Annotated in this window: 24 protein-coding genes; 17 read left to right on the top strand and 7 right to left on the bottom strand. The window is 50.6% G+C overall.

Annotated features, from left to right (window positions below):
- Positions 1–32 precede the first annotated feature (32 nt).
- The 4 genes from HNR75_RS07585 to istA all read right to left on the bottom strand — a co-directional run bounded on the left by HNR75_RS07585 (position 33) and on the right by istA (position 2910).
- Positions 33–245: an AlpA family transcriptional regulator gene (locus tag HNR75_RS07585; protein WP_013391780.1), complete on the bottom strand. Its 213-nt coding sequence runs from the start codon at positions 243–245 to the stop codon at positions 33–35.
- Between the two features lie 118 nt (positions 246–363).
- Positions 364–906, bottom strand: coding sequence for a hypothetical protein (locus tag HNR75_RS07580; protein WP_425506768.1), 543 nt, complete (start codon positions 904–906; stop codon positions 364–366).
- 139 nt (positions 907–1045) lie between these two features.
- Positions 1046–1825, bottom strand: a complete 780-nt coding sequence (gene istB / locus HNR75_RS07575) for an IS21-like element ISAzo17 family helper ATPase IstB (RefSeq protein WP_188026386.1) — start codon at positions 1823–1825, stop codon at positions 1046–1048.
- A complete protein-coding gene (gene istA, locus HNR75_RS07570; RefSeq protein WP_188026385.1) occupies positions 1822–2910 on the bottom strand; it encodes an IS21 family transposase in 1089 nt (362 codons plus the stop codon). Before istA ends, istB begins: the two co-directional genes overlap by 4 nt.
- A 1208-nt stretch (positions 2911–4118) precedes the next feature.
- Here istA and HNR75_RS07560 point away from each other — a divergent pair.
- Positions 4119–5024 (top strand): prohibitin family protein, encoded by a 906-nt coding sequence (locus HNR75_RS07560; protein WP_188026384.1) that lies wholly within the window; start codon positions 4119–4121, stop codon positions 5022–5024.
- A 31-nt stretch (positions 5025–5055) separates the two neighbouring features.
- Here the strand turns inward: HNR75_RS07560 and ppgK are convergent, their stop codons facing one another.
- Positions 5056–5814, bottom strand: coding sequence for a polyphosphate--glucose phosphotransferase (gene ppgK, locus HNR75_RS07555; protein WP_188026383.1), 759 nt, complete (start codon positions 5812–5814; stop codon positions 5056–5058).
- A gap of 9 nt (positions 5815–5823) precedes the next feature.
- Entirely contained in the window at positions 5824–6951 is a 1128-nt protein-coding gene (queG, locus tag HNR75_RS07550; protein WP_188026382.1) for a tRNA epoxyqueuosine(34) reductase QueG, read from the bottom strand.
- Between queG and HNR75_RS07545 the strand changes: the two genes are divergently transcribed.
- The 10 genes from HNR75_RS07545 to HNR75_RS07500 all read left to right on the top strand — a co-directional run bounded on the left by HNR75_RS07545 (position 6950) and on the right by HNR75_RS07500 (position 18454).
- Positions 6950–8485, top strand: coding sequence for an NAD(P)H-hydrate dehydratase (locus HNR75_RS07545; protein ID WP_188026381.1), 1536 nt, complete (start codon positions 6950–6952; stop codon positions 8483–8485). The two genes, queG and HNR75_RS07545, sit on opposite strands and share 2 nt — an antisense overlap.
- On the top strand, positions 8451–8918 hold the full coding sequence (tsaE, locus tag HNR75_RS07540; RefSeq protein WP_188026380.1) for a tRNA (adenosine(37)-N6)-threonylcarbamoyltransferase complex ATPase subunit type 1 TsaE: 468 nt from the start codon (positions 8451–8453) through the stop codon (positions 8916–8918). The genes HNR75_RS07545 and tsaE overlap by 35 nt, the downstream gene beginning before the upstream one ends.
- A 17-nt stretch (positions 8919–8935) precedes the next feature.
- The gene (locus HNR75_RS07535) at positions 8936–10510 is read left to right on the top strand and encodes an N-acetylmuramoyl-L-alanine amidase (protein ID WP_188026379.1); all 1575 of its coding nucleotides are present in this window, start codon (positions 8936–8938) and stop codon (positions 10508–10510) included.
- A 1-nt stretch (position 10511) separates the two neighbouring features.
- A complete protein-coding gene (mutL, locus tag HNR75_RS07530) occupies positions 10512–12293 on the top strand; it encodes a DNA mismatch repair endonuclease MutL (protein ID WP_188026378.1) in 1782 nt (593 codons plus the stop codon).
- A gap of 28 nt (positions 12294–12321) precedes the next feature.
- Positions 12322–13218 (top strand): tRNA (adenosine(37)-N6)-dimethylallyltransferase MiaA, encoded by an 897-nt coding sequence (gene miaA / locus HNR75_RS07525; RefSeq protein ID WP_223157823.1) that lies wholly within the window; start codon positions 12322–12324, stop codon positions 13216–13218.
- 73 nt (positions 13219–13291) lie between these two features.
- The gene (gene hfq, locus HNR75_RS07520; RefSeq protein WP_188026376.1) at positions 13292–13549 is read left to right on the top strand and encodes an RNA chaperone Hfq; all 258 of its coding nucleotides are present in this window, start codon (positions 13292–13294) and stop codon (positions 13547–13549) included.
- 59 nt (positions 13550–13608) lie between these two features.
- Entirely contained in the window at positions 13609–14898 is a 1290-nt protein-coding gene (gene hflX / locus HNR75_RS07515; protein WP_188026375.1) for a ribosome rescue GTPase HflX, read from the top strand.
- A 53-nt stretch (positions 14899–14951) separates the two neighbouring features.
- Entirely contained in the window at positions 14952–16133 is a 1182-nt protein-coding gene (gene hflK, locus HNR75_RS07510; protein ID WP_188026374.1) for an FtsH protease activity modulator HflK, read from the top strand.
- On the top strand, positions 16133–17023 hold the full coding sequence (gene hflC, locus HNR75_RS07505; RefSeq protein ID WP_188026373.1) for a protease modulator HflC: 891 nt from the start codon (positions 16133–16135) through the stop codon (positions 17021–17023). Before hflK ends, hflC begins: the two co-directional genes overlap by 1 nt.
- 132 nt (positions 17024–17155) lie before the next feature.
- Positions 17156–18454: an adenylosuccinate synthase gene (locus tag HNR75_RS07500; RefSeq protein ID WP_188026372.1), complete on the top strand. Its 1299-nt coding sequence runs from the start codon at positions 17156–17158 to the stop codon at positions 18452–18454.
- A 65-nt stretch (positions 18455–18519) separates the two neighbouring features.
- Here HNR75_RS07500 and ispB read toward each other — a convergent pair whose 3' ends face one another.
- Positions 18520–19491 carry an octaprenyl diphosphate synthase gene (gene ispB, locus HNR75_RS07495; RefSeq protein WP_188026371.1) on the bottom strand — a complete coding sequence of 324 codons (972 nt, stop codon included), beginning with the start codon at positions 19489–19491 and terminating at the stop codon, positions 18520–18522.
- 254 nt (positions 19492–19745) lie between these two features.
- Here ispB and rplU point away from each other — a divergent pair, with 254 nt between their 5' ends.
- The 6 genes from rplU to folA all read left to right on the top strand — a co-directional run bounded on the left by rplU (position 19746) and on the right by folA (position 23725).
- The gene (gene rplU / locus HNR75_RS07490) at positions 19746–20057 is read left to right on the top strand and encodes a 50S ribosomal protein L21 (RefSeq protein WP_188026370.1); all 312 of its coding nucleotides are present in this window, start codon (positions 19746–19748) and stop codon (positions 20055–20057) included.
- Positions 20058–20074: 17 nt separating this feature from the next.
- Entirely contained in the window at positions 20075–20332 is a 258-nt protein-coding gene (gene rpmA, locus HNR75_RS07485; protein ID WP_188026369.1) for a 50S ribosomal protein L27, read from the top strand.
- Between the two features lie 227 nt (positions 20333–20559).
- On the top strand, positions 20560–21735 hold the full coding sequence (gene cgtA / locus HNR75_RS07480; RefSeq protein ID WP_188026368.1) for an Obg family GTPase CgtA: 1176 nt from the start codon (positions 20560–20562) through the stop codon (positions 21733–21735).
- A 340-nt stretch (positions 21736–22075) separates the two neighbouring features.
- Positions 22076–22765, top strand: coding sequence for a threonine/serine exporter family protein (locus tag HNR75_RS07475; protein ID WP_281364932.1), 690 nt, complete (start codon positions 22076–22078; stop codon positions 22763–22765).
- Positions 22762–23229 (top strand): threonine/serine exporter family protein, encoded by a 468-nt coding sequence (locus HNR75_RS07470; protein ID WP_188026401.1) that lies wholly within the window; start codon positions 22762–22764, stop codon positions 23227–23229. Before HNR75_RS07475 ends, HNR75_RS07470 begins: the two co-directional genes overlap by 4 nt.
- Before the next feature lie 4 nt (positions 23230–23233).
- The gene (gene folA, locus HNR75_RS07465) at positions 23234–23725 is read left to right on the top strand and encodes a type 3 dihydrofolate reductase (protein WP_188026367.1); all 492 of its coding nucleotides are present in this window, start codon (positions 23234–23236) and stop codon (positions 23723–23725) included.
- Positions 23726–23754: the final 29 nt, after the last annotated feature.

The following is a 23754-nucleotide window of genomic DNA, read 5'->3' as shown; positions in this document are numbered from 1 at the left end:
GTTTGGCGATGGGAAATCCGAGGGGGAGCGGGTCAGGTGCGGTTGTTGAGGCGTTCGGCGATCCACTGGTCGATCTCGACCGAATCCCAGCCCACGGCGCGCACACCCAGGCGCAGCGCCTGTGGAAACTGGCGCTTCTTCATCAGGTTGTAGATGTGGGCGCGTTTGAAGCCGGACTTCGCTTCAACTTCATCGAGCCGCAGGATGCGGCGCTCGTAAGGGGGCAGTACAGGTGCTTGCGACATGGCGGTCACTCCTGAACGCTCAGTGGCGTTTGTTGGCGTGACCTCTATTCAATAGACATGGCTGCGGAAAGACATTGCAAATGCAATCTCCGCGACTGCACATACAAGATGGAAGAATTCACGCGGCTGCGCTACGCACATTCTTCCTGGCATTGGCGAACTTGCCGTTCAAGGTTCGCTCCGTGATGCCCATGGTGCCGCCATAGTGGGCGAGCAATGCAGTGACGATGGCCTCCTGCGTCTTGAAGCTGGAGTACGGCACGCCCGATGGGGAATGGCCCAGCATCAGCGTCAGCATCCCGCCGATGATGTTCAGGTATGTGGTCTCTGCTCGATCACTGATCGTGCACTGCTGAGACGCCAGCAGGACCGCCGACTGCTTGAGCAAGGCTTCGTGCTGCGCTTGCAGTTCGCGTGTCTCACGCCGGCTATGGTCCAGCGCAGCCTGCAGAGCCAGCCGTTCCAGTAGAAGCGCCTGCCCTGTTTCCAAGGTGATGAAGGGATGCGCCATGCGCTCGCCACGGCTGAACAGGAATCCCGGCCGATGCTCGGGATAGTGGGTGCGCATCCAGCGCTTCAGATCGACATGGCGGACGGTCAGATCGGGTGAACTCACCAGTTCGGGGTCATTGATCGTGATCCCGTCCTTGCCGAATGTCAATGCCGATCTAAAACTGACACGCTTTTCCGGCAGTTGCCGATTTAAAACTGATACACCCCTATCTCATTGACATGTGCGACGGTGCGCCCCGAAGGGAGGGCCGAAGGCCCGACCGCAGGGGCGCACCGTCGCGCGGCTCTCAGCCGGCAGCGGCGAGCGCTTGCACCATCCCGGCCTTGCGCTGGTGTTTCAGCCGATAGCTCTCGCCGCTGATCGGCACGATGTGGGCGTGATGCAGCAATCGATCCAGTAGCGCCGCCGTGAGCGTCGCATCCTGGGCGAAGGTGCTGTCCCACTGCCCGAACGACAGATTGCTGGTCACGATCAGGCTGCCCCGCTCGTAGCGCGCCGCGATCACCTGGAAGAACAGGTTGGCCTGCTCGCGCGTCATCGGCAGGTAGCCGATCTCGTCGACGATCAACAGCCGGTAGGCGTTGATCGCCCGCTGCATTACGTTCTTGAGCTGGTTGCGCTCGTGCGCCAGGACCAGCGTCAGCAGCAGATCGGCGGCGGTGGTGAAGCGCGTCTTGATGCCGGCCTGCGTGGCGCGGTAGCCCAGTGCGATGGCCAAGTGCGTCTTGCCCACCCCGCTGGGGCCCACCAGCACGACGTTCTCGGCACGCTCGACGAAAGCGAGGCTGGCCAACTCCTCGATCTGGCTGCGCTTGAGCCCGCTGGCAAAGCCATAGTCGAAGTCCTCGAGCGTCTTGATCGCCGGGAAGCCCGCCAGGCGCGTGAGCATGCTTTGCTTGCGGCTCTGTCTCCCGGCCGCCTCGGCCCGCAGCAACTGCTCGAGGAAGTCGCTGTAGGCCAGTTGGTCGGTGGCCGCCTGCTGGGCCGCTGCGGCGTAGCCTTGGGCGGTCAGCGGCAGGCTCAGCGTCTGACACAGCGCCTGGATCCGTTCGTATTGCAGATTCATACGCCGACCCCCTGCGCCTGTTGCAGCGTCTGCAGCAACGCGTCATAGACGGCCAGCGGATGCTGGGCGGGTTGTTCCGTTTCGAGGTGCGCACGCACGGCGGGCGGGCGCGCAGGTCCCTCGTCGTGTGCCACTTCAGCCTGCGGCCGGGCGCCCTCGATGTCGCCCCGCCACGGCGGTGCCAGCGCCTGCAGCGCGGCCTGTTCAGCCGCCAACCGGGCCACGGGCGGCTCGCCGGTGGTGCCATGCACGCGCACGTTGGCGACTTCGTCGAGCCAGCGGCGCACCTGCACCGTGGCCGTGGCGGCGTCGAGCACCAGACCGGCCTGCTTGAACTGCGCCACCAACGGCACATAGAACGAGCGCCGCAGATAGCCGTTGAAGCGCTCCACCTTGCCCTTGGTGCGTGCCCGATAGGGGCGGCACAGCTTGATCACAAACCCGGCGTGACGGGCGTAGTCCAGAAAGCCGGCGTGGTAGCGGTGCGCGCCTTCGCCCTCGACATCGCGCTCGAGCACCACGGTCTTCATGTTGTCGTACAGCACCTGGCGCACCACGCCCCCGAACGCCGCGAAGCTGCGCTCGTGGCAGCCGATCAGCGTCGTCACCTTCATGTCGGTGACAAACTCGACGTAGCTCATGCGGCTGTAGCCGAGCGTGGCGCAGAACGCGTACAGCGGCTGCGCGCCCTTGCGAAACTCCACCCAGTCGACCTGCATCTGGTGGCCCGACGCCGTCTCGAAGCGCACCACCGGCTCCGATGGCTGCGCCGACTTGAGCATGTGCATGAACGCGCGCAGCTGGCTGGCGCCACCCTGATAGCCCTGCGCCACGATCTCACGCATCAGGACCGAGGCCGGAATCCAGTGCGGATGCGCCGCCGCCTGGCGTTCGCGCAAGTACGCCTCGAAGGGCGCCAGCTTCGTCACCCGCTGGACCTTGCGCGCGTAGCGCGGCAGCCCCGGCAACGCCAGGTGCGCCCGCACCGTGTTCACCGCGCACCCCACCTCGGCGGCGATCCGCCGAAGGCTCAGCCCGTGACGCCTCAACAGTTCGATTTCCACATACACCTCGTCTGTGATCACCCGGGCTCCAAATGGCCCGATCTTCTCAACTCGGTGTATCAACTTTCAATCGGCAGCCCGTATCAACTTACATCCGGCAGTGACACCGAAGGGCAGCTCCGAGTTGAGGATGCCGTCGTAGATGCGTTCCGAGTACAGCCGACACTCGTTCCATCGAGGGCAGTCCAACATCTGCGGCAGGCACCGCGGTGATGCGATCGACGCGAGAATCGAAGCCTTGTACCGCAGCAACCCAGCCCACCGTATGGCAGCTTCGATGGGACGATAGAACACCTTTGATAATGGTGGCTCCTTGTGCATGTTTTCGTCTCCTTTCGGAAGCGCTACATCACCGGCTCCTTTCTTGCCCTGCCAAGGGCTGTTGTGTCGTTATGCCTGTGGCGGATGCCTGGGACCATGCCCTGGAACGTGGGCGGAAGAAATCATGGCATCCGCACAGGTGGTCCTCTCTTGCTCGATGTGCAAGAATCGACCAGTTGCCGGCCCGTCGAGTAACAAGGAAGAAGCACGCTCGACAATGGCGCTCACGGTGCCAGCGTCATGGGGTGCGTCAAGCCCATCAAGACCGATTGGCTATGGTCTGATATCCCTACGGTTTCACAAGTCGCGCTGCGGTCGCCGTCGTTGCTCAACGTCCAGAGTGACGTAGAGAAAACCACGCGTGTGATGCTTGTTCCGGCATCCTGATATATCGACATAGCATCCAGCGATCATGGGCTGTGGCTAGTTTGAGGCTGTTGCGCGTCGCTCCCACACGGTCGCCAGCCGACCAGGCGATGTGAACATGCGCCCCATCTTTCTTCGCTCGCCGCATGACCTTCATCACGACCAGCCTTGGGCTGTGGTGCGCACTGCATCAACAAACCAAGCGCGGTCTCAACGCTCGATGCTGATGCCATTCCTGACGCAAGAAGACCTGGGCGTGCCAACGGCGTTGCAGCGGCGGGGCTCTGGCAGCGATGTGTTCTGCGTCCGGTGTCAGCGGATGGATGGCAGTCCTTGGACGCTGATGGAAGTTGTTGGATGAACTCTGTTGCCGAGGGCGAAAAACAAGGCTATAATTCAGGCCTTCGCTGCTCACGGCGGCGGAGAAAGTGATTGGGAAACAAGGATTTAGCGCCCTAGTGCCTGTCTCGTTTCCCGCTCCAAATTCGAATATAATCAAACAACTTTAATCATAACTAAGCATAAAGCATTGGGATGAACGTATGTTGTTTGATGTATCTAAAAATACGACCGATATAAAACATTCTCCGGCTCGTAAACCTGTCATTTTTATCTTTCTGTCTGCATTTATCTTCTTTCTGGTATTCAACTCTTATTTCACTGTTGATCAGGGCGAACGAGGGATTGTTTTGCGGTTTGGTGCGTTTCAGCGTATAGCCGAGCCGGGACTTAACTTTAAACTGCCATTTTTTGAATCTACACACACTATTAGTCTGCAAACACAGGTCTCTCATTTCCAGTTACCTGCTTATTCTCGCGATCAGCAACCCGCGAATCTGGCTGTATCTGTGAACTGGCATGCGCAGGAACCTGAGTTACAAAAAATTTACTCTGAATTTGGTTCTCTTGCTGCCTTAGAGGCACGCATTATCCAGCCACGTCTGCCTCAGGCTGTGAAAACGGTGTTTGGCAGTTATGTCGCAGCCAGCTCAATTCAAAATCGGGCAAAACTGAACACCGATATCTTTGATTCTGTATCTAAAGTTCTGCATGGCCCGATTGTGATTGAAAGCGTTCAGTTAGATAACATCGATTTTTCTGATGCTTATGAACAATCAGTTGAACAACGGATGCTGGCCGAAGTCGAAGTCGCCAAGTTACAGCAAAATGCTCTGCGTGAAAAAGTACAGGCTGAAATTACGGTTACCCGGGCAAAGGCTCAGGCTGAAAGTGTAAAAGCCCAGGCGGCTGCAGAAGCGGATGCAACCCGGATGAAAGGGGAGGCCGAAGCTGCGGCAATCAAAGCGAAAGGTGATGCGCTGAAGCAAAATCCTAATTTGGTGGAATTAATTAAAGCGGAACGCTGGAATGGTGAATTACCGCAAACCATGTTGCCAAATAGCGCGGTGCCATTTATTGATGTGAAAAATCAACCTGTACGCGAATAAATCAGGTACAGGTATCGAAGCCTCGTTTAAATCACGAGGCTTTTTCTTGCTTATTTAACTGGCTTTCAGCAAACAATGCAGCGCCGATGATACCAGCCTGATTCAGGCTTTGAGCCGCCAGTACCGGTGCTTTAGTCGTAATGAAGGATTTGAATTCATCCATCTGTTCAGCAATACCGCCACCAATGATGACGCGATCCGGATTAAAGATAAATTCCAGATGGTGCAGGTATTCATTAAAGCGGGTTCCCCATTCCGGCCAACTCAGGTTTCGGGTGACCCTGGTTGATTCTGCACAATAACGTTCGGCAATATCCCCGGCAAATTTCAGATGCCCCAGTTCCGTATTCGGGTGCAGTTCACCATTTACAAATACCGCAGAACCAATACCTGTTCCGATAGTCAGCAAAATCGTTACGCCACGCTGATTCTGACCTGCACCAAAGCACATCTCGGCCATACCGGCTGCATCTGCATCATTGACGACAAAACAGGACTGACCGGTTTTTTCTGAAAACAGGGTTTGAGCGTCGGTGTTGATCCAGCTTGGATCGATGTTACTGGCGCTGTAAGCCACCCCATGGTGAACGGTCGCCGGAAAACCGCAGCCTACTGGCCCGGACCAGGCTAATTTCCTGACCAGTTCGGATAAGCTGGCGGCGATATTTTCTGGTGTTGCCGGCTTAGGTGTCGGGATCCGTTGATGTTCGCTGATAAGTTTGCCCGTTTGTGTGTCTACGACCGCGGCCTTGATGCCGGTACCACCAATATCTACACCTAAAATGTGCATGATTTATCCTTAGGCATGCGCAGGTAATCCTTTGTAGATACAACGAATCAGCCGCGCCTGTTTTTTGTTGTCCGTAATTTGTCTGGTTTGTAACTGCTGTAATGCCCAGTCGATATGTTCCTGTACTAACACACTGGCTTGACCACGTCTTTCCTGTAATGCCTGAATGACGGCCTCGGATGCCGGGCCATTTCCCAAAGCAACGGCAATATTGCGCTGCCATTTCTCAAAACCGATCCGCCGGATGGCACTGCCTTCGGTTGTTTTCAGGAACATGTTTTCGTCCCATGACCAGAGTGTCAGTAAATCCGGGGTGTGTAATGCCTGGCGAGGCAGAAAATCAGTTTCCGAGGAGGAAACCGCATACCGGTTCCAGGGACAAATCAGCTGGCAATCATCACAGCCGTATATCCGGTTGCCTATCAGGGCCCGGAATTCTTCCGGAATGGATCCATTCAATTCAATGGTCAGATAAGAGATACAACGGCGGGCATCTAATTCATAAGGCGCGACAATAGCGCCAGTCGGACAAATTTGGATACAGGCGGTACAGTTACCGCAAGCAGCTTCAACTGGTTTATCTGCAGGTAAAGGCAAGTCGAGCAGCAATTCACCAAGAAAGAAGAACGAACCGGCCTGCTGATTGAGTAGCAGTGTATGCTTTCCTGTCCAGCCGAGGCCGGCTTTATCCGCTAATGGTCGTTCCATGATCGGTGCCGAATCAACAAATGGCCGGAATTGCAATTCGCTGCATGCCTGCTGAATTCGTTCCCCTAACTGTTTAAGGCGATTGCGCAGGAGCTTGTGATAATCCCGTCCTAGCGCATACCGGCTGATGTAACCCCGGGCAGGGTTATCCAGCGTTTCCGCAACTTTTGCCAGCGGCGGCAGATAATTCATGCGTACCGAAATGACGGAACGGGTTCCGGGTTGAAGTTCGGCCGGTCTGGCCCGCATTAGCCCGTAACGGGCCATGTATTCCATATCACCGTGGTAGCCATTAGCTAACCAGCGTTCCAGATGGCTTTCTTCGGTACTTAAATCGCAGTCTGTGATCCCGACCTGATCAAAGCCTAGCTCTAGCCCCCATAGCTTGATATCGTGGGCTAACTTTTGCAGATCGAGTGTGGACGTCATGAATCAGAGCGCACCGGTTATCACTAATATTTGCGATAGTTTACCACAGTACAGCTGGCGTACCGAACAGATCCGCCAGATGGAACAGCAGTTGATTTCTGCGCAAAATATCTCCATGTATCAGTTAATGCTCCGGGCCGGTGAGGCGCTGTTTAAGACGGTACAGCAGTGCTGGCCTCAAGCCCGGCATCTGTGGGTGTTCTGTGGCAAAGGTAATAATGGTGGGGATGGCTATGTTGTGGCCAGACTTGCCAGACAGGCCGGCTACCGGGTTGAAGTGATTGCATTTGATGAACCGGCACCGGATATTCCTGCTGAACAAGCGAAACGGGACTGGCTTAAGGCTGGCGGAACCTGCTGCGGGCTGTCGGCTGTCTATGGCAAACCGGATCTCATTATTGATGCCTTATTAGGTATTGGCCCCTCTACGCCGCTACGCGGGGAGTTGCTAGCCTGGATTCAGTTCATTAACCGGCAAAATGCGCCTGTATTATCTGTTGATATACCAAGTGGCTTGAATGCGGATACAGGTATGCCTCTCGGTGGCGCTGTTCATGCCACAGCGACTTTAACTTTGGTTGGTCTGAAATGCGGTTTACTGACCGGACAAGCGGCGGATTACACCGGTCATCTCTATTTGTCTGATTTAAAAGATGATGCAGCAAATTATTGTGATACTGGTGGCATACAGGTACTGAATTATGCCTGGGTATCATCATGGCTCTCTCCCCGTAAACGTACCGCTCATAAAGGCGATTGCGGAAAAGTGCTGCTTGTTGGCGGCGGCCCGGGGATGCCGGGTGCCATTCGTCTGGCCGGAGAAGCATCCTTGCGTACCGGTGCGGGGCTGGTCAAGGTTTTCTGTCATCCGGAAAACCGGCAACTGGTGCTGAGTGGCCGTCCCGAACTGATGTCATGTCAGGATTTAACGAAGCTGAATTTGCAATGGCCGGACGTATTGGTCGTGGGGCCGGGGCTGGGTATGGAAGAATGGGGCCGGGAACAATGGCAATCAGTTGCTGATTTTTCTGGCTATAGGGTGATCGATGCAGATGGACTGAACTGGCTGGCTTGCCATCCCGGAACACATAAAAACAGCGTGTTAACACCACATCCCGGCGAAGCGGCCCGCTTACTGCAATGTACCGTAGCAGATGTACAAACTGATCGTTTTGCCACCGTTCAGGAATTGCAGCATCGTTATGGTGGCGTGGTATTATTAAAGGGCGCCGGAACACTGATCTACGATGGCAGACAGATGGCTATCTGCACAGAAGGTAACCCCGGCATGGCTAGTGGTGGCATGGGGGATGTACTTTCTGGCATTATAGCGGCCCTTTTAGCTCAGGGCTTATCGCTGTTTGATGCAGCGTGTTGTGGCGCATTGCTTCATGGCAAAGCTGCCAGCGAAGTAGCTAAAGTACATGGTGAACGAGGCATGCTGGCTTCGGATTTATTTTTCTGGTTACAAAAACTGGCTAATCCTCAAAGGTATCAACATGGGAACAACGCTGATACGAACACTGAAAGATAGTGATGCTACGGTCGCGCTCGGGGCTGAGCTGGCTCATGCCTGCCAGCAGTCCACCACTATTTTTTTGCACGGAGATCTCGGCGCCGGTAAGACTACGTTATCACGGGGTTTTGTGGTTGCGCTTGGACATCAGGGAAAAGTGAAAAGTCCGACTTATACACTGGTTGAAGCGTATGAACTTCCGCAATGGCAGGTTTATCATTTTGATCTGTATCGTCTGGCTGATCCGGAAGAGCTGGAATTCATGGGGATCCGGGATTACTTTGCCCCTGATTGTTTATGTCTGATCGAATGGCCGGAAAAAGGCGCCGGATGGTTGCCTGATCCGGATCTGGAAGTCACATTACATTATGAGCATGGTTCCAGACGGGCTGAAATAACTCCTCGTTCTGACATTGGTGAAACGATTGTTGCCAGATTGAATTTATCGTGAAAATCAGATTTCTTCTTATGTTACTTGCTGTCCTGGCTTGGCCGGCAGCAGCCAATCAGATTGAAAAACTGCGCATTGCTCCGGCCGCTGACAAGGTCCGGATGGTTTTTGATCTGAATAGTCAGCCTGATTACAGTTTTACCGTTGATACCAGTACTAAACGCCTGATTATCGAATTTCGGGATGTAACCGGTCAGCTGTTTTCTGTGCCGCGCACTGCTGGCAGCGAAAAATTTCTGAGAAGCATTCATCGCAGTACTCTGCCCAATAATATGGTCAGGGTAGAGTTTCTCTTGGCTGATGGAGTGAAACCTCAGTTATTTTCTCTGGCGCCACAGGCCAATTACCGTCATCACCGTCTGGTCATTGATATCAAGCAGGGATCGTTAGTCGCGAAGAATGGCGCGTCGGGTAATGTGACCGGAAAACAACTGACAGCATCTCGTAATGATGAAGTGCCGGTAACTACCCTCAAAACAGAAACAATCCGAAAATCCGAGTCGGACTTGAATGGGTTGCAGACGGTATCACCAGAGAAAAAAATCGACAGGGCAGTTGCCGGTCGCATTATTCATATGAGCGATTTAATCTCAAAAGAGGAATTGGCCGCGCCGGATACCTCTTCTTCCGCTGATGAGTCTGATGATACACCGGGTATTGGCAAAGCCGTGCTGTCTGGTCATGGCGGACCATTCATCGTGGCTATTGACGCTGGACATGGCGGAAAAGATCCGGGTGCTATTGGTCCGGGTAATACCTATGAAAAAACAGTCACACTGGCGATAGCCCGTCAACTGGCGAGACTGATTAATGCACAGCTGGGGATGCAGGCGGTCATGACGCGTTCCCGGGATCATTTTGTCGAGCTGGATGAACGTTCTGCGATCGCGCGTCGTAAAAATGCGAGATTACTGATTTCCATTCATGCTGACAGTGGCCCCAGTAATACAGTTCAGGGGGCATCAGTCTGGATCCTTTCCGCAAAACGCGTTAACAAAGAGATGAACAAATTGCTGGATCAGCAATCCAAACATACCGAACTACTGGGTGGTGCAGGTAAGGTCATTGCGGAAACGGAGCCTAATCAATATCTGGCTCAGACTATTCTCGATCTTTCCTGGGATAATTCCCGCAGTGAAGGTTATGACATTGGAAAACGGGTATTACGCCGGATTGGTAATGTAGCCAGATTACATAAAAAACGCCCTGAACATGCCAGTCTCGCCGTGCTGAAAGCGCCGGATATTCCATCTTTGCTGATTGAGACCGGATTTATCTCCAATCCCGAAGAGGAGCGTTTACTGGCCTCTGCGCAATATCAGTCGCAATTGGCAAAAGCCATCTTTAACGGTGTTCTTGACTATTATGGGCATAGTCTACCTAAAGCCGGCGGTACGCTCGTAAAATCCACCGGTAAAACTCTTCCTGCAACCGCAAGTATCGATTCTCGTAAACATGTGGTTAAAACGGGTGAAAGTTTATCAGGATTGGCACAACAATATGGTGTGAGTCAAAGAGCTATCCGCGATAAAAACAAACTGAAGTCTGATAATTTACTGATCGGACAAGTGATCGTCATTCCAGCGAGCTGATATGCCTATTCAAATTTTGCCGCCGATCCTGGCTAACCAGATAGCGGCTGGTGAAGTTGTTGAACGGCCAGCTTCCGTGATTAAAGAGCTGGTGGAAAATAGTCTTGATGCCGGTGCCGACAGAATAGAGGTTGAACTGGAGAAAGGCGGCTGTCAGCTGATCCGGGTCAGAGATAATGGCTGTGGTATCCGTGGTGCTGAGCTGGTACTGGCTCTGGCCCGGCATGCAACGTCTAAAGTTGCGACGCTGGATGATCTGGAACATATTTCCAGTCTCGGTTTTCGCGGTGAGGCGTTAGCTTCTATCAGTTCGGTATCCCGACTGACCTTAACTTCCCGCACAGCCGATCAGAATGAAGCATGGCAGGCCTATGCCGAAGGCCGTGAAATGGAAGTCACGGTGAAACCTGCGGCACATCCGGTGGGTACGACAGTTGAAGTGCTGGATCTGTTTTTCAACACTCCGGCCAGACGGCGTTTTCTGCGTAGCGAGAAAACGGAATTCGCACATATCGATGAGTTATTACGGCGGCTGGCGCTGAGCCGTTTTGATGTTGCCATTAATCTCAAGCATAACGGTAAGCTACTGCGTCAATACCGCCCGGCCGGGACAGAAGCACAGCAGGAACAACGAGTCATTCAGGCTTGTAGTGCCGAATTTATGCAAGCTGCAGTGCGGGTGGATAGTGAACACGCCGGCCTGCGATTATATGGCTGGATGGCACCGAAACCACTTACCAACATCGGTGAAGTGCAGTACTGCTATGTCAACGGACGAATGATCCGGGACAAATTACTGACTCATGCAATCCGTCAGGCATACAGTGAATTCACCGGGATGTCTTTTCAGCCCGCCTATATTTTATATCTGGAACTGGATCCGCATCAGGTGGATGTGAATGTGCATCCGTCAAAACATGAAGTTCGTTTTCATGAGTCCCGTCTGGTACATGATTTTATCGTACAGGTGTTGGGGCAGGCACTCGGAACAGCATGCAGTGAACCGATATCTGAGCCTGTCTCCGGAGTAGAAGAGATTATACCTGCTTACCCGGTTACGCCGTTAAAAAGCAGAACCGCAGGCCAGCACCAATACAGCTCTCCGGCAGGTAGTTATTCGTCACCCACCGTGACGCAGCTACGCACCTATAGTCATCTGCTGGCTGCAGAACTGTCACCGGTTTCCACTGCTCACTCAGACGAATGTTCTTCCGAACCTGAACATTCCGACTGGCCGGTGTTACGTCTGTTCCGGCAGCGATATCTGTTATCTGCGCAGGGCGATACGCTATTGCTATCGGATGTTGCAGCTATACAGTATCAGCAATATCTGACGCAATGTGGTACAGCTTTCAGTGAAGGATTGATATCGCAGCCTTTGCTGATTCCTCAGCGTATTGAAGCGCCATACCCTACCGAATGGTTTTCCGGGTATGAGGTATGGTTGCAGAAATTGGGATTGCGATTTAACACGCATAAACATCAGCAATTGATTATTCAGGCTGTTCCGGCAATGTTACGCCAGACGGATATGGCTTCGACCATTCCGGCTATGCTGAATTTACTGGATGGTTATTCCGTTACGCCTTCACAGCAGGAGTGGTGTTCATTTATAGCGGACTGGCTTAAACAGCCTGGGCTTATTGCGCACAATTACTCAATAGAGTCAGCCCGTTCATTATGGCACTGGTTGCTGCATAATATTTCGGACTGGCAGACCAACCCTCATTTGACCCGGGTTGTTGATCTTACCAATATTTTCGAGGTTTTTTCCCGTGACTGATCCGCGTCACCCGCCTGTGATATTTCTTATGGGGCCAACCGCATCCGGCAAGACGGCACTGGCTATTGAATTAGTGAAGCGCTTACCGTGTGACATCATCAGTGTTGACTCTGCATTGATCTATCGTGGAATGGACATCGGTACCGCCAAACCTACTGCCGAAGAACTGGCTCAGGCTCCGCATCGCCTGCTGGATATCCGGGACCCATCCCAGGCTTATTCAGCCGCTGATTTCCGGCAGGACGCATTACGTGAAATAGAGACCATCGTTGCACAAGGTCGTATTCCGTTACTGGTTGGCGGAACCATGCTGTATTACAAAGCGTTGCTGGAGGGGTTATCACCATTGCCGGCGGCTGATCCGGTTATCCGGCAGGTAATCGAAGAAGAAGCCAGCCTGTCAGGTTGGGAGGCGTTGCATGCTCAATTACAACATATTGATCCTGTAGCAGCCGCGCGTATTCATCCTAATGATCCGCAACGCCTTTCCCGGGCGCTGGAGGTGTACCGGATCAGTGGTAAAACCCTAACCGAACTGACGCAAACCAAAGGTGAACAACTGCCTTACCGTACCCTGCAATTTGCCATTGCGCCTAGTGATCGTGAACTCTTACGGCAACGTATTGCAGAGCGCTTTCATCTGATGCTCGCACAGGGCTTTGAACAGGAGGTCAGGGCATTGTATCAGCGCGGTGATCTGAATGCTGATTTACCCTCCATCCGTTGTGTTGGTTACCGGCAAATGTGGGAATATATCGACGGGCAAATTAGCTATGACGAAATGGTTTACCGAGGCATCGTTGCAACCTGTCAGCTGGCGAAGCGTCAGATGACCTGGTTAAGAAGTTGGCAAAACGTGACCTGGCTTGAAACTGGCGCAATCAATAACGCAGATATTGTCTGTCACAGCGTCACAAGCGCATGACGTCCTCAATAATATCTGCTACTTTAATATTTGACGCCTTGCTCAATTAAAACAAAAGTATAAGGACAATAACATGGCTAAGGGGCAATCCTTACAAGATCCATTTTTGAACGCGTTACGTCGTGAACGTATTCCTGTATCTATCTATCTGGTCAATGGTATTAAACTGCAAGGGCAGGTCGAATCGTTCGATCAGTTTGTTATTCTGCTGAAAAACACTGTCAGTCAGATGGTTTATAAACACGCAATCTCTACCGTGGTTCCTGCTCGTCCGGTAGCGCATCATACTGCACCAGCTGCCGGTGAAAGTGATTCACAGTCTGAAGAGTAACCTGCTTTTCCCTGCTGTTCCGGCAGGGATTTCGTTGTTAGTTACTGAGGAGTTATCTCTTGTTTGAACGCTATCAAGGCGGAGAACAGGCTCTTCTGGTGCATGTTGATTTCAGAGACGAAACAGCCAGAGAAGATTTACGTGAGCTGGAAATGCTGGCCACGTCCGCAGGTGCTACCATTCTGGGCACTGTTACAACCCGTCGTGATTCCCCGCAGGCTAAATTTTTTATCGGTACAGGTAAAGCTGATGAAATAGCCCAGGAGGTTCGTCGTCTAGATGCTGATCTGGTGATCTTTAACCATGCCTTGACGCCAGCACAGGAACGTAATCTCGAACGTATTTTCGAATGTCGTGTTCTCGATCGAACGACTCTTATCCTTGATATCTTTGCTCAGCGGGCCCGGACTCATGAAGGTAAACTCCAGGTAGAGTTGGCCCAGTTACGCCATATTTCAAGTCGTCTGGTCCGGGGCTGGACCCACCTTGAGCGTCAGAAAGGGGGGATCGGTCTGAGAGGGCCGGGGGAAACGCAGCTTGAAACTGACCGACGCCTGATCAGAGAAAAAATCGCCAATATTCTGTTGCGGTTAGAAAAGGTCGAAAAACAACGTGAACAGGGACGGCGAGCCCGTGTTCGCAATGCGATACCGGTTGTATCACTGGTTGGATATACCAACGCCGGTAAATCAACGCTGTTTAACCGCATGACACAATCCAAGGTGTATGCGGCTGATCAGCTGTTTGCTACGCTTGACCCCACATTACGCCGTATTGAACTGGCAAAACTGGGGCCAGTTGTTTTAGCTGATACGGTTGGATTTATACGGCACTTACCGCATGATCTGGTTGCTGCATTTAAAGCAACACTTCAGGAAACCCGGGAAGCAGATTTACAGTTACATGTGATCGATTGTTCGGATGAACGAGTAAAAGATAACATGGCTCAGGTGAATGAAGTGCTGCATGAAATTGATGCGGATGAAGTCCCTCAATTGCTTGTATATAACAAAGTTGATCGTCTTCCCGAAGGAATGCCTCGGATTGAGCGAGATGACACAGGTAAGCCTGTTGCTGTATGGTTATCGGCACTGACGGGAGAAGGCACTGACCTGCTTTTAACTGTGCTGGATGAGTTGCTAAGTGTTCAGGTTGTTGAACACCAGCTTAAGCTCCCGGCATCTGCTGCTCGTTTACGCAGCCGGTTGTATGAGCTTAAATCGATACAGCGGGAAAGTTATGCGGAAGATGGTGACTGTATCGTGCAAATCCGTCTTTCTGAAGTGGAATGGCTGCGTCTTGTCAAACAGGAAGGGCCGCATATTCTTAACTTCATCGTTAAGCAATAATGTGTTAATTATTTGTATGTTTAAACACACTATGAGAATCAACGGAGACTCGAATGGCCTGGAATGAGCCTGGAAACAATAATGACAAAGATAAAGATCGAGACCCCTGGAAAAACACAGGAAAGAGTCAGATCCCGCCTGATGTGGATAAATTGCTGAAAAGTGTCCGGGAACGTTTGACCGGTACCTTTGGCGGTCAGAGCTCAGGTGGCAGTACTGGTCTTGTTATTTTTGCGTTACTGGCAGTTGTGATCTGGATTGGTAGTGGTTTTTACACTATCGAGGAAGCTGAACGTGGTGTCGTATTGCGTTTCGGTAAATATCACGAAACCGTTGATCCTGGTTTACGCTGGAAGTGGACTTTCATCGATAAAGTTATCCCGGTTGATGTTGAATCAGTGAAGTCCATACCGTCTTCAGGCTTTATGCTGACACAGGATGAAAACGTAGTTCGGGTTGAAATGGATGTGCAATACCGTGTTGTAAACCCACGGGAATATCTGTTCAGTGTCACTAATGCTGATGATAGTTTGCGGGAAGCAACAGACAGTGCGCTACGTTATGTGGTGGGTCATACCAGCATGGATGACTTGCTTACCCGTGGACGTGAGAAAGTTCGTCAAAATACCTGGCAGGTACTGGAAGGGATTATTAATCCTTACCGGATGGGGCTCGCTATTGTCGATGTGAACTTCCTGCCAGCCCGTCCACCGGAAGAAGTAAAAGATGCGTTTGATGACGCTATTTCTGCGCAAGAAGATGAGCAACGCTTCATCCGTGAAGCGGAAGCCTATGCGCGTGAAACCGAGCCAAAGGCTCGTGGTCAGGTCAAGCGACTGGAAGAGGAATCCCTGGCATATAAAGAACAGGTTGTGTTAAAGGCTACCGGTGAAGTTGCTCGTTTTAATCAACTGTTGCCAGAGTATACTGCAGCGCCGCAATTAACCCGTGAACGTTTGTATCTGGATACCATGGAAGAGTTATATCAGAAGACAAATAAAGTGCTGATTGATGTCCCGAAAGGGAACAACAACGTGATTTATCTGCCTCTGGATAAAATGAACACATCTCAGACAAACACAAATAATAGAAAAGATGGTATTCCAGCGACACTTTCTTCAGCAACCAATAGTAACTCTCAGGCTGGTTCATCAACAGAAAGTGATAGTGGCGTTGATAGCGTAACAGATACTCAGCCACTACGTGATAGCAGCCGTACAAGCGGGAGATACTAATGAAAAATTATATTCTGATTGGGTTGGCTGCAGTTGGTATGCTTGCGTCCTCGTCACTGTTTGTGATTGATGAGAGCCAACGTGGCATTGTCGTGCAATTTGGTAAAGTCATTCGTGAAGGTGATAGTGATATTCCTAAGGTATATGAGCCTGGTTTACACTGGAAATGGCCTTTTATTGATGATGTCCGTAAGCTGGACTCCCGTATTCAGACATTGGATGGACAGGCTGATCGCTTTGTTACCTCTGAGAAAAAAGATCTGATTATCGATTCTTATGTGAAATGGCGAATTGAAGATTTCTCCAAATTTTATCTGGCAACCGGTGGTGGTAGCCGTGTCCAAGCGGAATCTTTGCTGAAGCGTAAAATTAATAACGGATTACGTTCCGAAATTGGTGCCCGTACCATCACTGATATCGTGTCAGGGCAACGGACAGAGGTAATGGAAGATGCGCTGCGCCAGATGGCCCGTTCTTCGGAACTCGGTATCCGGGTTGTTGATGTGCGCATCAAACAGATCAATTTGCCGCTGGAAGTATCTAACTCTATTTATCAGCGTATGCGTGCAGAACGAAATGCGGTAGCGAGAGAACACCGTTCTCAGGGTAGAGAAAAAGCCGAGATTATACGGGCTAATATTGATCGTCGAGTCTCGGTCATGATTGCGGAGGCTGAGCGTAAGGCGCGTGAAGCGCGTGGTCAGGGTGATGCCGAAGCTGCTAAAATTTATGCTGAAACTTATCGCAAAAATCCGGAACTGTTTTCTTTCCTGCGTAGCCTGGACGCTTACAAGAACAGCTTTAAGAGCGGTAAAGATTTCATGGTGCTGAGCACCGAGAATGATTTCTTTAAATATCTTAAAAATGCTCAACCTGTGGCTACAAAATAATCTTTATATCGAATGGGGGCGAAAGCCCCCTTTTTTATGGCAAATTTCTTGGCTAAACTTCGCATAAGAGCGTTTCTGCTCTGCTCAAATTTTGTTAGAATCCTTTTTTAACCACACTTCAGACAGAAAAAAATGGGTCAAAGCGTCGTTATCTTGGGCACCCAATGGGGTGACGAAGGGAAGGGTAAAATTGTCGATCTGCTGACTGACAAAGCCCAATTCGTTGTACGTTATCAGGGAGGACACAACGCTGGCCATACCCTGGTTATCGATGGTAAAAAAACCGTTCTGCATCTGATTCCGTCAGGCATTCTGCGTGATAACTGCAAATGTATTATCGGTAATGGTGTTGTTCTGGCTCCGGATGCTCTGTTAAAAGAGATGGGTGAGCTGGAAAGCAGCGGTTATCCGGTTCGTGAACGCTTATTCTTAAGTGAAGCTTGTCCACTGATCCTGCCTTATCATGTTGCTTTGGACAAAGCGCGTGAACTGGCTCGTGGTAATAAAGCTATTGGTACTACAGGTCGTGGTATCGGTCCGGCCTATGAAGATAAAGTTGCCCGCCGCAGCCTGCGTGTCGGTGATTTATTCAACATGGATACCTTCGCTGAGAAACTGAAAGAGGTTATGGATTATCATAACTTCCAGCTGACACAGTTCTACGGTACAGAAGCTGTATCTTATGATGAAGTACTGACCGCTGTGAAAGGCTATGCCTCTCTGCTGACATCAATGGTTGTTGATGTCACCGAAATGCTGGATCAGGCTCGTAAGCGTGGTGACAAGATCATGTTCGAAGGTGCCCAGGGCACACTGCTGGACATCGATCATGGTACCTATCCTTATGTAACCTCATCAAATACCACCGCGGGTGGTGTTGCGACCGGTTCTGGTTATGGTCCTCGCTTTGTGGAATATGTGCTGGGTATTGCCAAGGCCTATACCACGCGTGTTGGCGCAGGTCCGTTCCCGACAGAGTTGTTCGACGATGTTGGCGAACGTCTGTGTGCGAAAGGTCATGAGTATGGTGCAACGACCGGACGTAAACGTCGTTGTGGCTGGTTTGATGCTGTAGCCATGAAACGTGCAATCCAGATCAACTCTATCTCTGGTTTCTGTCTGACAAAACTGGACGTACTGGATGGTTTGGACGAAGTTAAGGTTTGCGTTGGCTACAAAGGCGCAGACGGCATTGTTCGTGACGTACCGCCGATGGCAGCAGAAGGCTATGATCTGGTAACTCCAGTGTATGAATCAATGCCTGGCTGGCAGGAAAATACATTTGGCGTGAAGAGTCTGGCTGAACTGCCACAAGCAGCGATCAACTATATCAAGCGTATCGAAGCGATTACCGGTGTACCTATTGATATTATTTCAACCGGTCCGGATCGTGATGAAACGATGATTCTGCGTCATCCGTTTGCTGATTAATCAGTGACAGATCGCAATAAAAATGCCGGACATAATGTCCGGCATTTTTTTGTATTGTTTTATTGTTATGCCTGGCGGTGTACCGCTAAATTGGCCAGTGTCTGCAAGGCAGTTTTATATTCTGAGTCTGGCAGTACAGCCAACGCATCGATTGCTTTCTGCGCTTCCAGTTCGGCTCTGTTCACCGTATATTCCAGCGCGTGCGTTTGTTTAAGAATATCCAGTATTTCATCAAGATACTCCATGCCATTACGCTCAGTGATCGCTTGTTCAATTCGTCTTTTCTGCTCAGGCGTTCCCTGCGCAATCGCATGAATCAAGGGTAGTGTTGGTTTGCCCTCTGATAAATCATCACCAACATTTTTTCCCATGGTGTCACTGCTGGATGAATAATCCATGACGTCATCAATCAACTGGAATGCAGTACCCAGGTATTTACCGTAATCACGTAGCGCCTCTTCGATGTGTGCCGGCTGCTTAGCCAGAACCGCAGTGCAATGCGTGGCCGCTTCAAACAGTTTTGCTGTTTTACAGTAAATAACCTGCAGATAATTATCTTCGCTTGTGGTCGGGTCATTGCAATTCATTAATTGCATGACTTCGCCTTCAGCGATCAGATTGGTGGCATCGGAAAGCAGTTTCATGACCCGCATATCACCAATTTCAACCATCATCTGAAATGCTCTGGTATGCAGAAAATCACCAACCAGGACACTGGCGGCATTACCAAACAGCTGATTGGCAGTATCACGACCACGACGTAGTTCTGATTCATCAACAACATCATCGTGTAATAAGGTCGCAGTGTGAATAAATTCGATAACAGTGGCCAGGCTGATGTGTGCATCACCCTGATAACCAATGGCCCGGGCCGAGAGGACGGCCAGTAAAGGGCGAATGCGTTTACCACCACCATTAATGATGTAATAGGCGAGCTGATTAACCAGGGCGACATCCGATTGCAGACGTTGATAAATCAATTGATTCACCGCCTGCATATCATTATCGGCGAGAGTTCGGATAACTTGTTGATCCATGGGCGTTCTAATATGCTCTCGGGCTAGCGTGCGGGCTAAAGATTGTCACTAATTCTACATGAAACAAATCTCAAGTGCAGTGTCTGGCCTATACTCATCGCCAGTATGGCGCGAAATTACACAAGATAGTAATTTGCTTATTGCGTAATGAGCGCAACTTGCGTAGAATCCGCGTCCATTGTCATTAAGTTTAAGTGCATCAGCGTTTATAGAAATACATTACGACGCTGTATGCCGAATTCGGAGTTTTAAACATGTACGCGGTTATCCTAAGTGGTGGAAAACAGCATCGTGTAGCTGAAGGTCAGGTTCTGCGCCTGGAAAAACTGGAAGTAGCTACTGGTGCGGCCGTTGAGTTCGATAAAGTGTTAATGGTTGCTAATGGTGATGACGTTAAAGTCGGCGCGCCATACGTAGCTGGTGGTAAAGTTGTTGCTGAAGTGGTTGCACACGGCCGTGGCGAGAAAGTTCACATTGTGAAATTCCGCCGTCGTAAGCATCACCGCAAACAAGCTGGTCACCGTCAGTGGTTCACTGAAGTGAAAATCACTGGTATCAACGCGTAATTCAGGAGAGTTTTTAAATGGCACATAAGAAAGCTGGCGGTTCCTCCCGTAACGGCCGTGATTCTGAAAGCAAACGCCTGGGTGTAAAACGTTTCGGTGGTGAAAGTGTACTGGCAGGTAACATCATCATCCGTCAACGTGGCACCAAGTTCCACGCTGGTGCGAACGTAGGTTGTGGTAAAGACCACACCCTGTTTGCTACCGCTTCTGGTACTGTTAAGTTTGAAGTTAAAGGTCCTAACAACCGTAAATATGTCAGCATCGTAGCTGAATAATTTCTGAGTTGTCAGACACAAAAGCCCTGCCGTAATGGCGGGGCTTTGTTATTTTTGGCATTTAACACAGCGTAATATCAATTTCTGCATAAGCCTGACCTCTCCTGTTCCCTGCGGATACAATTGTGGAGTGGGGGTTTATTCTTAAGAGAATGACGGTAATCTAGCCAATCATAGTTGGTTATTCTCTATAATGTAGCAGGATACAAACAGGGGAGCCTGACGTCATGAAATTTGTTGATGAAGTCCTGATCCGGGTCGAAGCCGGTGATGGTGGTAATGGGTGCGTTAGCTTCCGTCGTGAAAAATATATCCCTAACGGTGGACCGGACGGTGGTGATGGCGGCGATGGCGGCGATGTCTATCTGCAGGCTGACGAAAACCTGAATACCCTGATTGATTATCGTTTTGAACGCTTCCATATGGCTCAGCGTGGCGAAAATGGCCGCGGTGCAAATTGTACTGGTGCCCGGGGTAAAGATTTAGTTCTGACTGTGCCTGTTGGTACCCGTGCGACGGATGAAGATACCGGTGAAGTGCTGGGTGATCTGACCAAGCACGGTGATCGCATGATGATCGCCAAAGGTGGCTTCCATGGGTTAGGCAACACCCGTTTTAAGAGTTCGGTAAACCGGGCTCCGCGCCAGAAAACGATGGGTACCAAAGGCGAACAGCGTAACCTGAAAATGGAGCTGTTGCTGCTGGCGGATGTCGGCATGCTGGGCTTACCGAATGCCGGCAAATCAACCTTCATTCGCGCTGTTTCTGCAGCAAAACCGAAAGTAGCTGATTATCCATTTACCACACTGGTTCCTAATCTGGGTGTAGTCCGTGTCGGTACCCAGCGCTCTTTCGTGGTGGCTGATATTCCTGGTCTGATTGAAGGTGCTGCTGAAGGTGCTGGTCTGGGGATTCGCTTCCTGAAGCATCTGGAACGTTGCCGGGTTCTGTTACATTTGGTGGATATTTGCCCTGTTGATGGCTCTGACCCTGCTGAAAATGCAAAAGTTATTATCCATGAACTGGAAAAATACAGCCCTAAACTGGCTTCCAAGCCGCGCTGGCTGGTATTTAACAAAATGGATCTGATGCTGGAAGAAGAAGCCGAAGAGGTAATTCAGCATGTCATTTCCGAGCTGAACTGGGAAGGCGAAGTATTCCGTATTTCTGCATTTAATAAAGACGGTACGGATCCTATCTGTTACAAACTGGCTGAATTTATTGAATCGCTGCCTAAAGAAGTCGAGCAGGAAAAAGCTGCACCAGACACAGTTGAGTTTATGTGGGATGATTACCACAAGAAACAGCTTTCTCAGGCTGTCGTTGAAGATGACGATGACTGGGATGATGATTGGGACGACGACGATGATGATGGCGTTGAAATAATCTATACCCGGGAATGATAAAAATCCCTCACATTGTGAGGGATTTTTTTTGGCAAACAGTATCTGTGGTCAGATGAATATCTGCTTAACCGGACCTGATTGCAGATAGCGTACCTTGATAGTTTGATCCGGCGCATTTCTGTGGTGACTGATATGAGAATGTGCAAAAAACTGGTTCGTGGTGATATGTGGAAATGATATAAACTAAGCAAGTATTATTTAGTTACGTAATATAAAAAACAGGAATCAGGGTATGCATAAGCAAGGAGCGCTGTTATCCCGGGAAGAGCAGACCAAAATTACCCGGGTGCTGGTGAAAACGGCACAAATGCTGGCACAATGCGGGGCATAAAGCCGTTTGATTGAGCAAACCACATGCCGGGTGGGTGCTGCCCTGGGGGTAGAAAGTGTTGAGATGGCAATCTCTCCCAGTGCCATTGTTTTAACAACCCTGAACCATGGTTCCTGCATTACGACCACGCGTCGGGTACACGAACTGGGTATTAATATGCATGTCCTGTGCGCTATCCAGCGGGTGTGCATTTTATGTGAAAAACGCCTGTTGACCACGGTGGATGACGTCGATAAGCATTTAAAAGAGATCAAAACGTTCCGTTATAACCGCTGGCTGGTTGTTCTGATGGTTGGGCTCTCTTGTGGCGCGTTCAGTTTATTGTTTGGCGGTGACTGGCCGGTTTTCTTTACTACCTGTGTGGCTTCGGCTGTTGGCATGTTTGTCCGGCAGGAGATAGCGCACCGTCATTTCAGTCCGTTAATCAACTTTGCGGCTACCGCGTTTATAGCGACGTCTATTGCCAGTATGGCCACTGTATATCAATGGGGTGATCAACCTTATTTGGCCATGGCTGCCTGCGTGTTGCTGCTGGTTCCTGGTTTTCCTCTGGTGAATGCCGTCTTTGATATGGTGAAAGGCTATTTCAATATGGGATTGGCCCGCTGGGGAACGGCGACATTATTAACTGTGAGCGCGACAGCGGGTATTGTGCTGGCGATGAAATTAACCGGTGTCTGGGGATGGAACCCATAATGCAATTGTTACAGGCGATCGTATTTGACGCATTCTGGTCAGCAATTCCTGCTGTCGGTTTTGCAATGATATTTGCTGTCCCACCCCGAATGCTGAAATATTGTGCGGCGGGTGGTGCTTTTGCGCATAGTTTCCGTATGTTGCTGATTCATTTTGGTATTCCGATTGAATGGGCAACGTTTATTACAACTACGCTGATCGGTTTGATCTTTGTTTATATCTGCCGGCGCCTGGTGGCTCCCCGCCCGGTATTTACCGTGGCATGTATTATCCCGATGATTCCGGGAAAATTCGCGTTTAATACCATTATTGCGATACTGACTATGAACAGCAGTGGAGTGACTGAGAAACTTCTCCAAGCGGGTATTGAAAATGGTTTAAAAACCTTGTTCATCCTTTTTGCACTGTGTTTCGGACTTGCTGTACCATCTTTGTTTATTTACCGTAACCGACCAATTGTATAACTGTATGTTGATTTCATTGATTGTTGCGATGGCTCAGAACCGGGTCATCGGACGTGGTAACCAGATGCCCTGGCATCTGCCGGCGGATTTGCGTCATTTTAAGAATGTTACATTAGGCAAACCCGTGATCATGGGGCGCAAGACTTTTGAGTCAATTGGGCGTCCGCTACCGGGGCGGCGTAATCTGGTGATTAGCCGTAATCATGAATGGCAGGCTGATGGTGTGGAATCTGTCAGTAGTCTGGATGCTGCGCTGGCATTAGTCAGTCATGAAGCAGAAGTGATGATCATCGGTGGCGGGCAATTATACCGTGAAGCGCTACCACTGGCTCAGCGGTTGTATCTGACGCATATTGCGCTGACCGTTAATGATGCTGATACTTGGTTTCCGGATTATTCTTCATATCAATGGCAGAAAATTGATGAAGAGTTGCACTGCGCCGATGAAAAGAATCCCTATGATTACCGTTTTGAAACGCTGGAGCGTTGTTCATAATCAAATGACCCGGGATCATCCCGGGTCGA

The sequence above is a fragment of the Tolumonas osonensis genome, from assembly GCF_014202415.1.
Classification (GTDB): domain Bacteria; phylum Pseudomonadota; class Gammaproteobacteria; order Enterobacterales; family Aeromonadaceae; genus Tolumonas; species Tolumonas osonensis.
Note: the sequence above shows the minus strand (reverse complement) of the source record. Positions and strands in the feature narration are given on the sequence as shown.

Coding starts and splice junctions, on each gene's coding strand:
- HNR75_RS07585 (WP_013391780.1), bottom strand. CDS start 245: ATGTCGCAAGCACCTGTACTGCCCCCTTACGAGCGCCGCATCCTGCGG.
- istB (WP_188026386.1), bottom strand. CDS start 1,825: ATGAATCTGCAATACGAACGGATCCAGGCGCTGTGTCAGACGCTGAGC.
- HNR75_RS07560 (WP_188026384.1), top strand. CDS start 4,119: ATGTTGTTTGATGTATCTAAAAATACGACCGATATAAAACATTCTCCG.
- ppgK (WP_188026383.1), bottom strand. CDS start 5,814: ATGCACATTTTAGGTGTAGATATTGGTGGTACCGGCATCAAGGCCGCG.
- HNR75_RS07545 (WP_188026381.1), top strand. CDS start 6,950: ATGAATCAGAGCGCACCGGTTATCACTAATATTTGCGATAGTTTACCA.
- queG (WP_188026382.1), bottom strand. CDS start 6,951: ATGACGTCCACACTCGATCTGCAAAAGTTAGCCCACGATATCAAGCTA.
- tsaE (WP_188026380.1), top strand. CDS start 8,451: ATGGGAACAACGCTGATACGAACACTGAAAGATAGTGATGCTACGGTC.
- HNR75_RS07535 (WP_188026379.1), top strand. CDS start 8,936: ATGTTACTTGCTGTCCTGGCTTGGCCGGCAGCAGCCAATCAGATTGAA.
- mutL (WP_188026378.1), top strand. CDS start 10,512: ATGCCTATTCAAATTTTGCCGCCGATCCTGGCTAACCAGATAGCGGCT.
- miaA (WP_223157823.1), top strand. CDS start 12,322: ATGGGGCCAACCGCATCCGGCAAGACGGCACTGGCTATTGAATTAGTG.
- hfq (WP_188026376.1), top strand. CDS start 13,292: ATGGCTAAGGGGCAATCCTTACAAGATCCATTTTTGAACGCGTTACGT.
- hflK (WP_188026374.1), top strand. CDS start 14,952: ATGGCCTGGAATGAGCCTGGAAACAATAATGACAAAGATAAAGATCGA.
- hflC (WP_188026373.1), top strand. CDS start 16,133: ATGAAAAATTATATTCTGATTGGGTTGGCTGCAGTTGGTATGCTTGCG.
- HNR75_RS07500 (WP_188026372.1), top strand. CDS start 17,156: ATGGGTCAAAGCGTCGTTATCTTGGGCACCCAATGGGGTGACGAAGGG.
- ispB (WP_188026371.1), bottom strand. CDS start 19,491: ATGGATCAACAAGTTATCCGAACTCTCGCCGATAATGATATGCAGGCG.
- rplU (WP_188026370.1), top strand. CDS start 19,746: ATGTACGCGGTTATCCTAAGTGGTGGAAAACAGCATCGTGTAGCTGAA.
- rpmA (WP_188026369.1), top strand. CDS start 20,075: ATGGCACATAAGAAAGCTGGCGGTTCCTCCCGTAACGGCCGTGATTCT.
- cgtA (WP_188026368.1), top strand. CDS start 20,560: ATGAAATTTGTTGATGAAGTCCTGATCCGGGTCGAAGCCGGTGATGGT.
- folA (WP_188026367.1), top strand. CDS start 23,234: ATGTTGATTTCATTGATTGTTGCGATGGCTCAGAACCGGGTCATCGGA.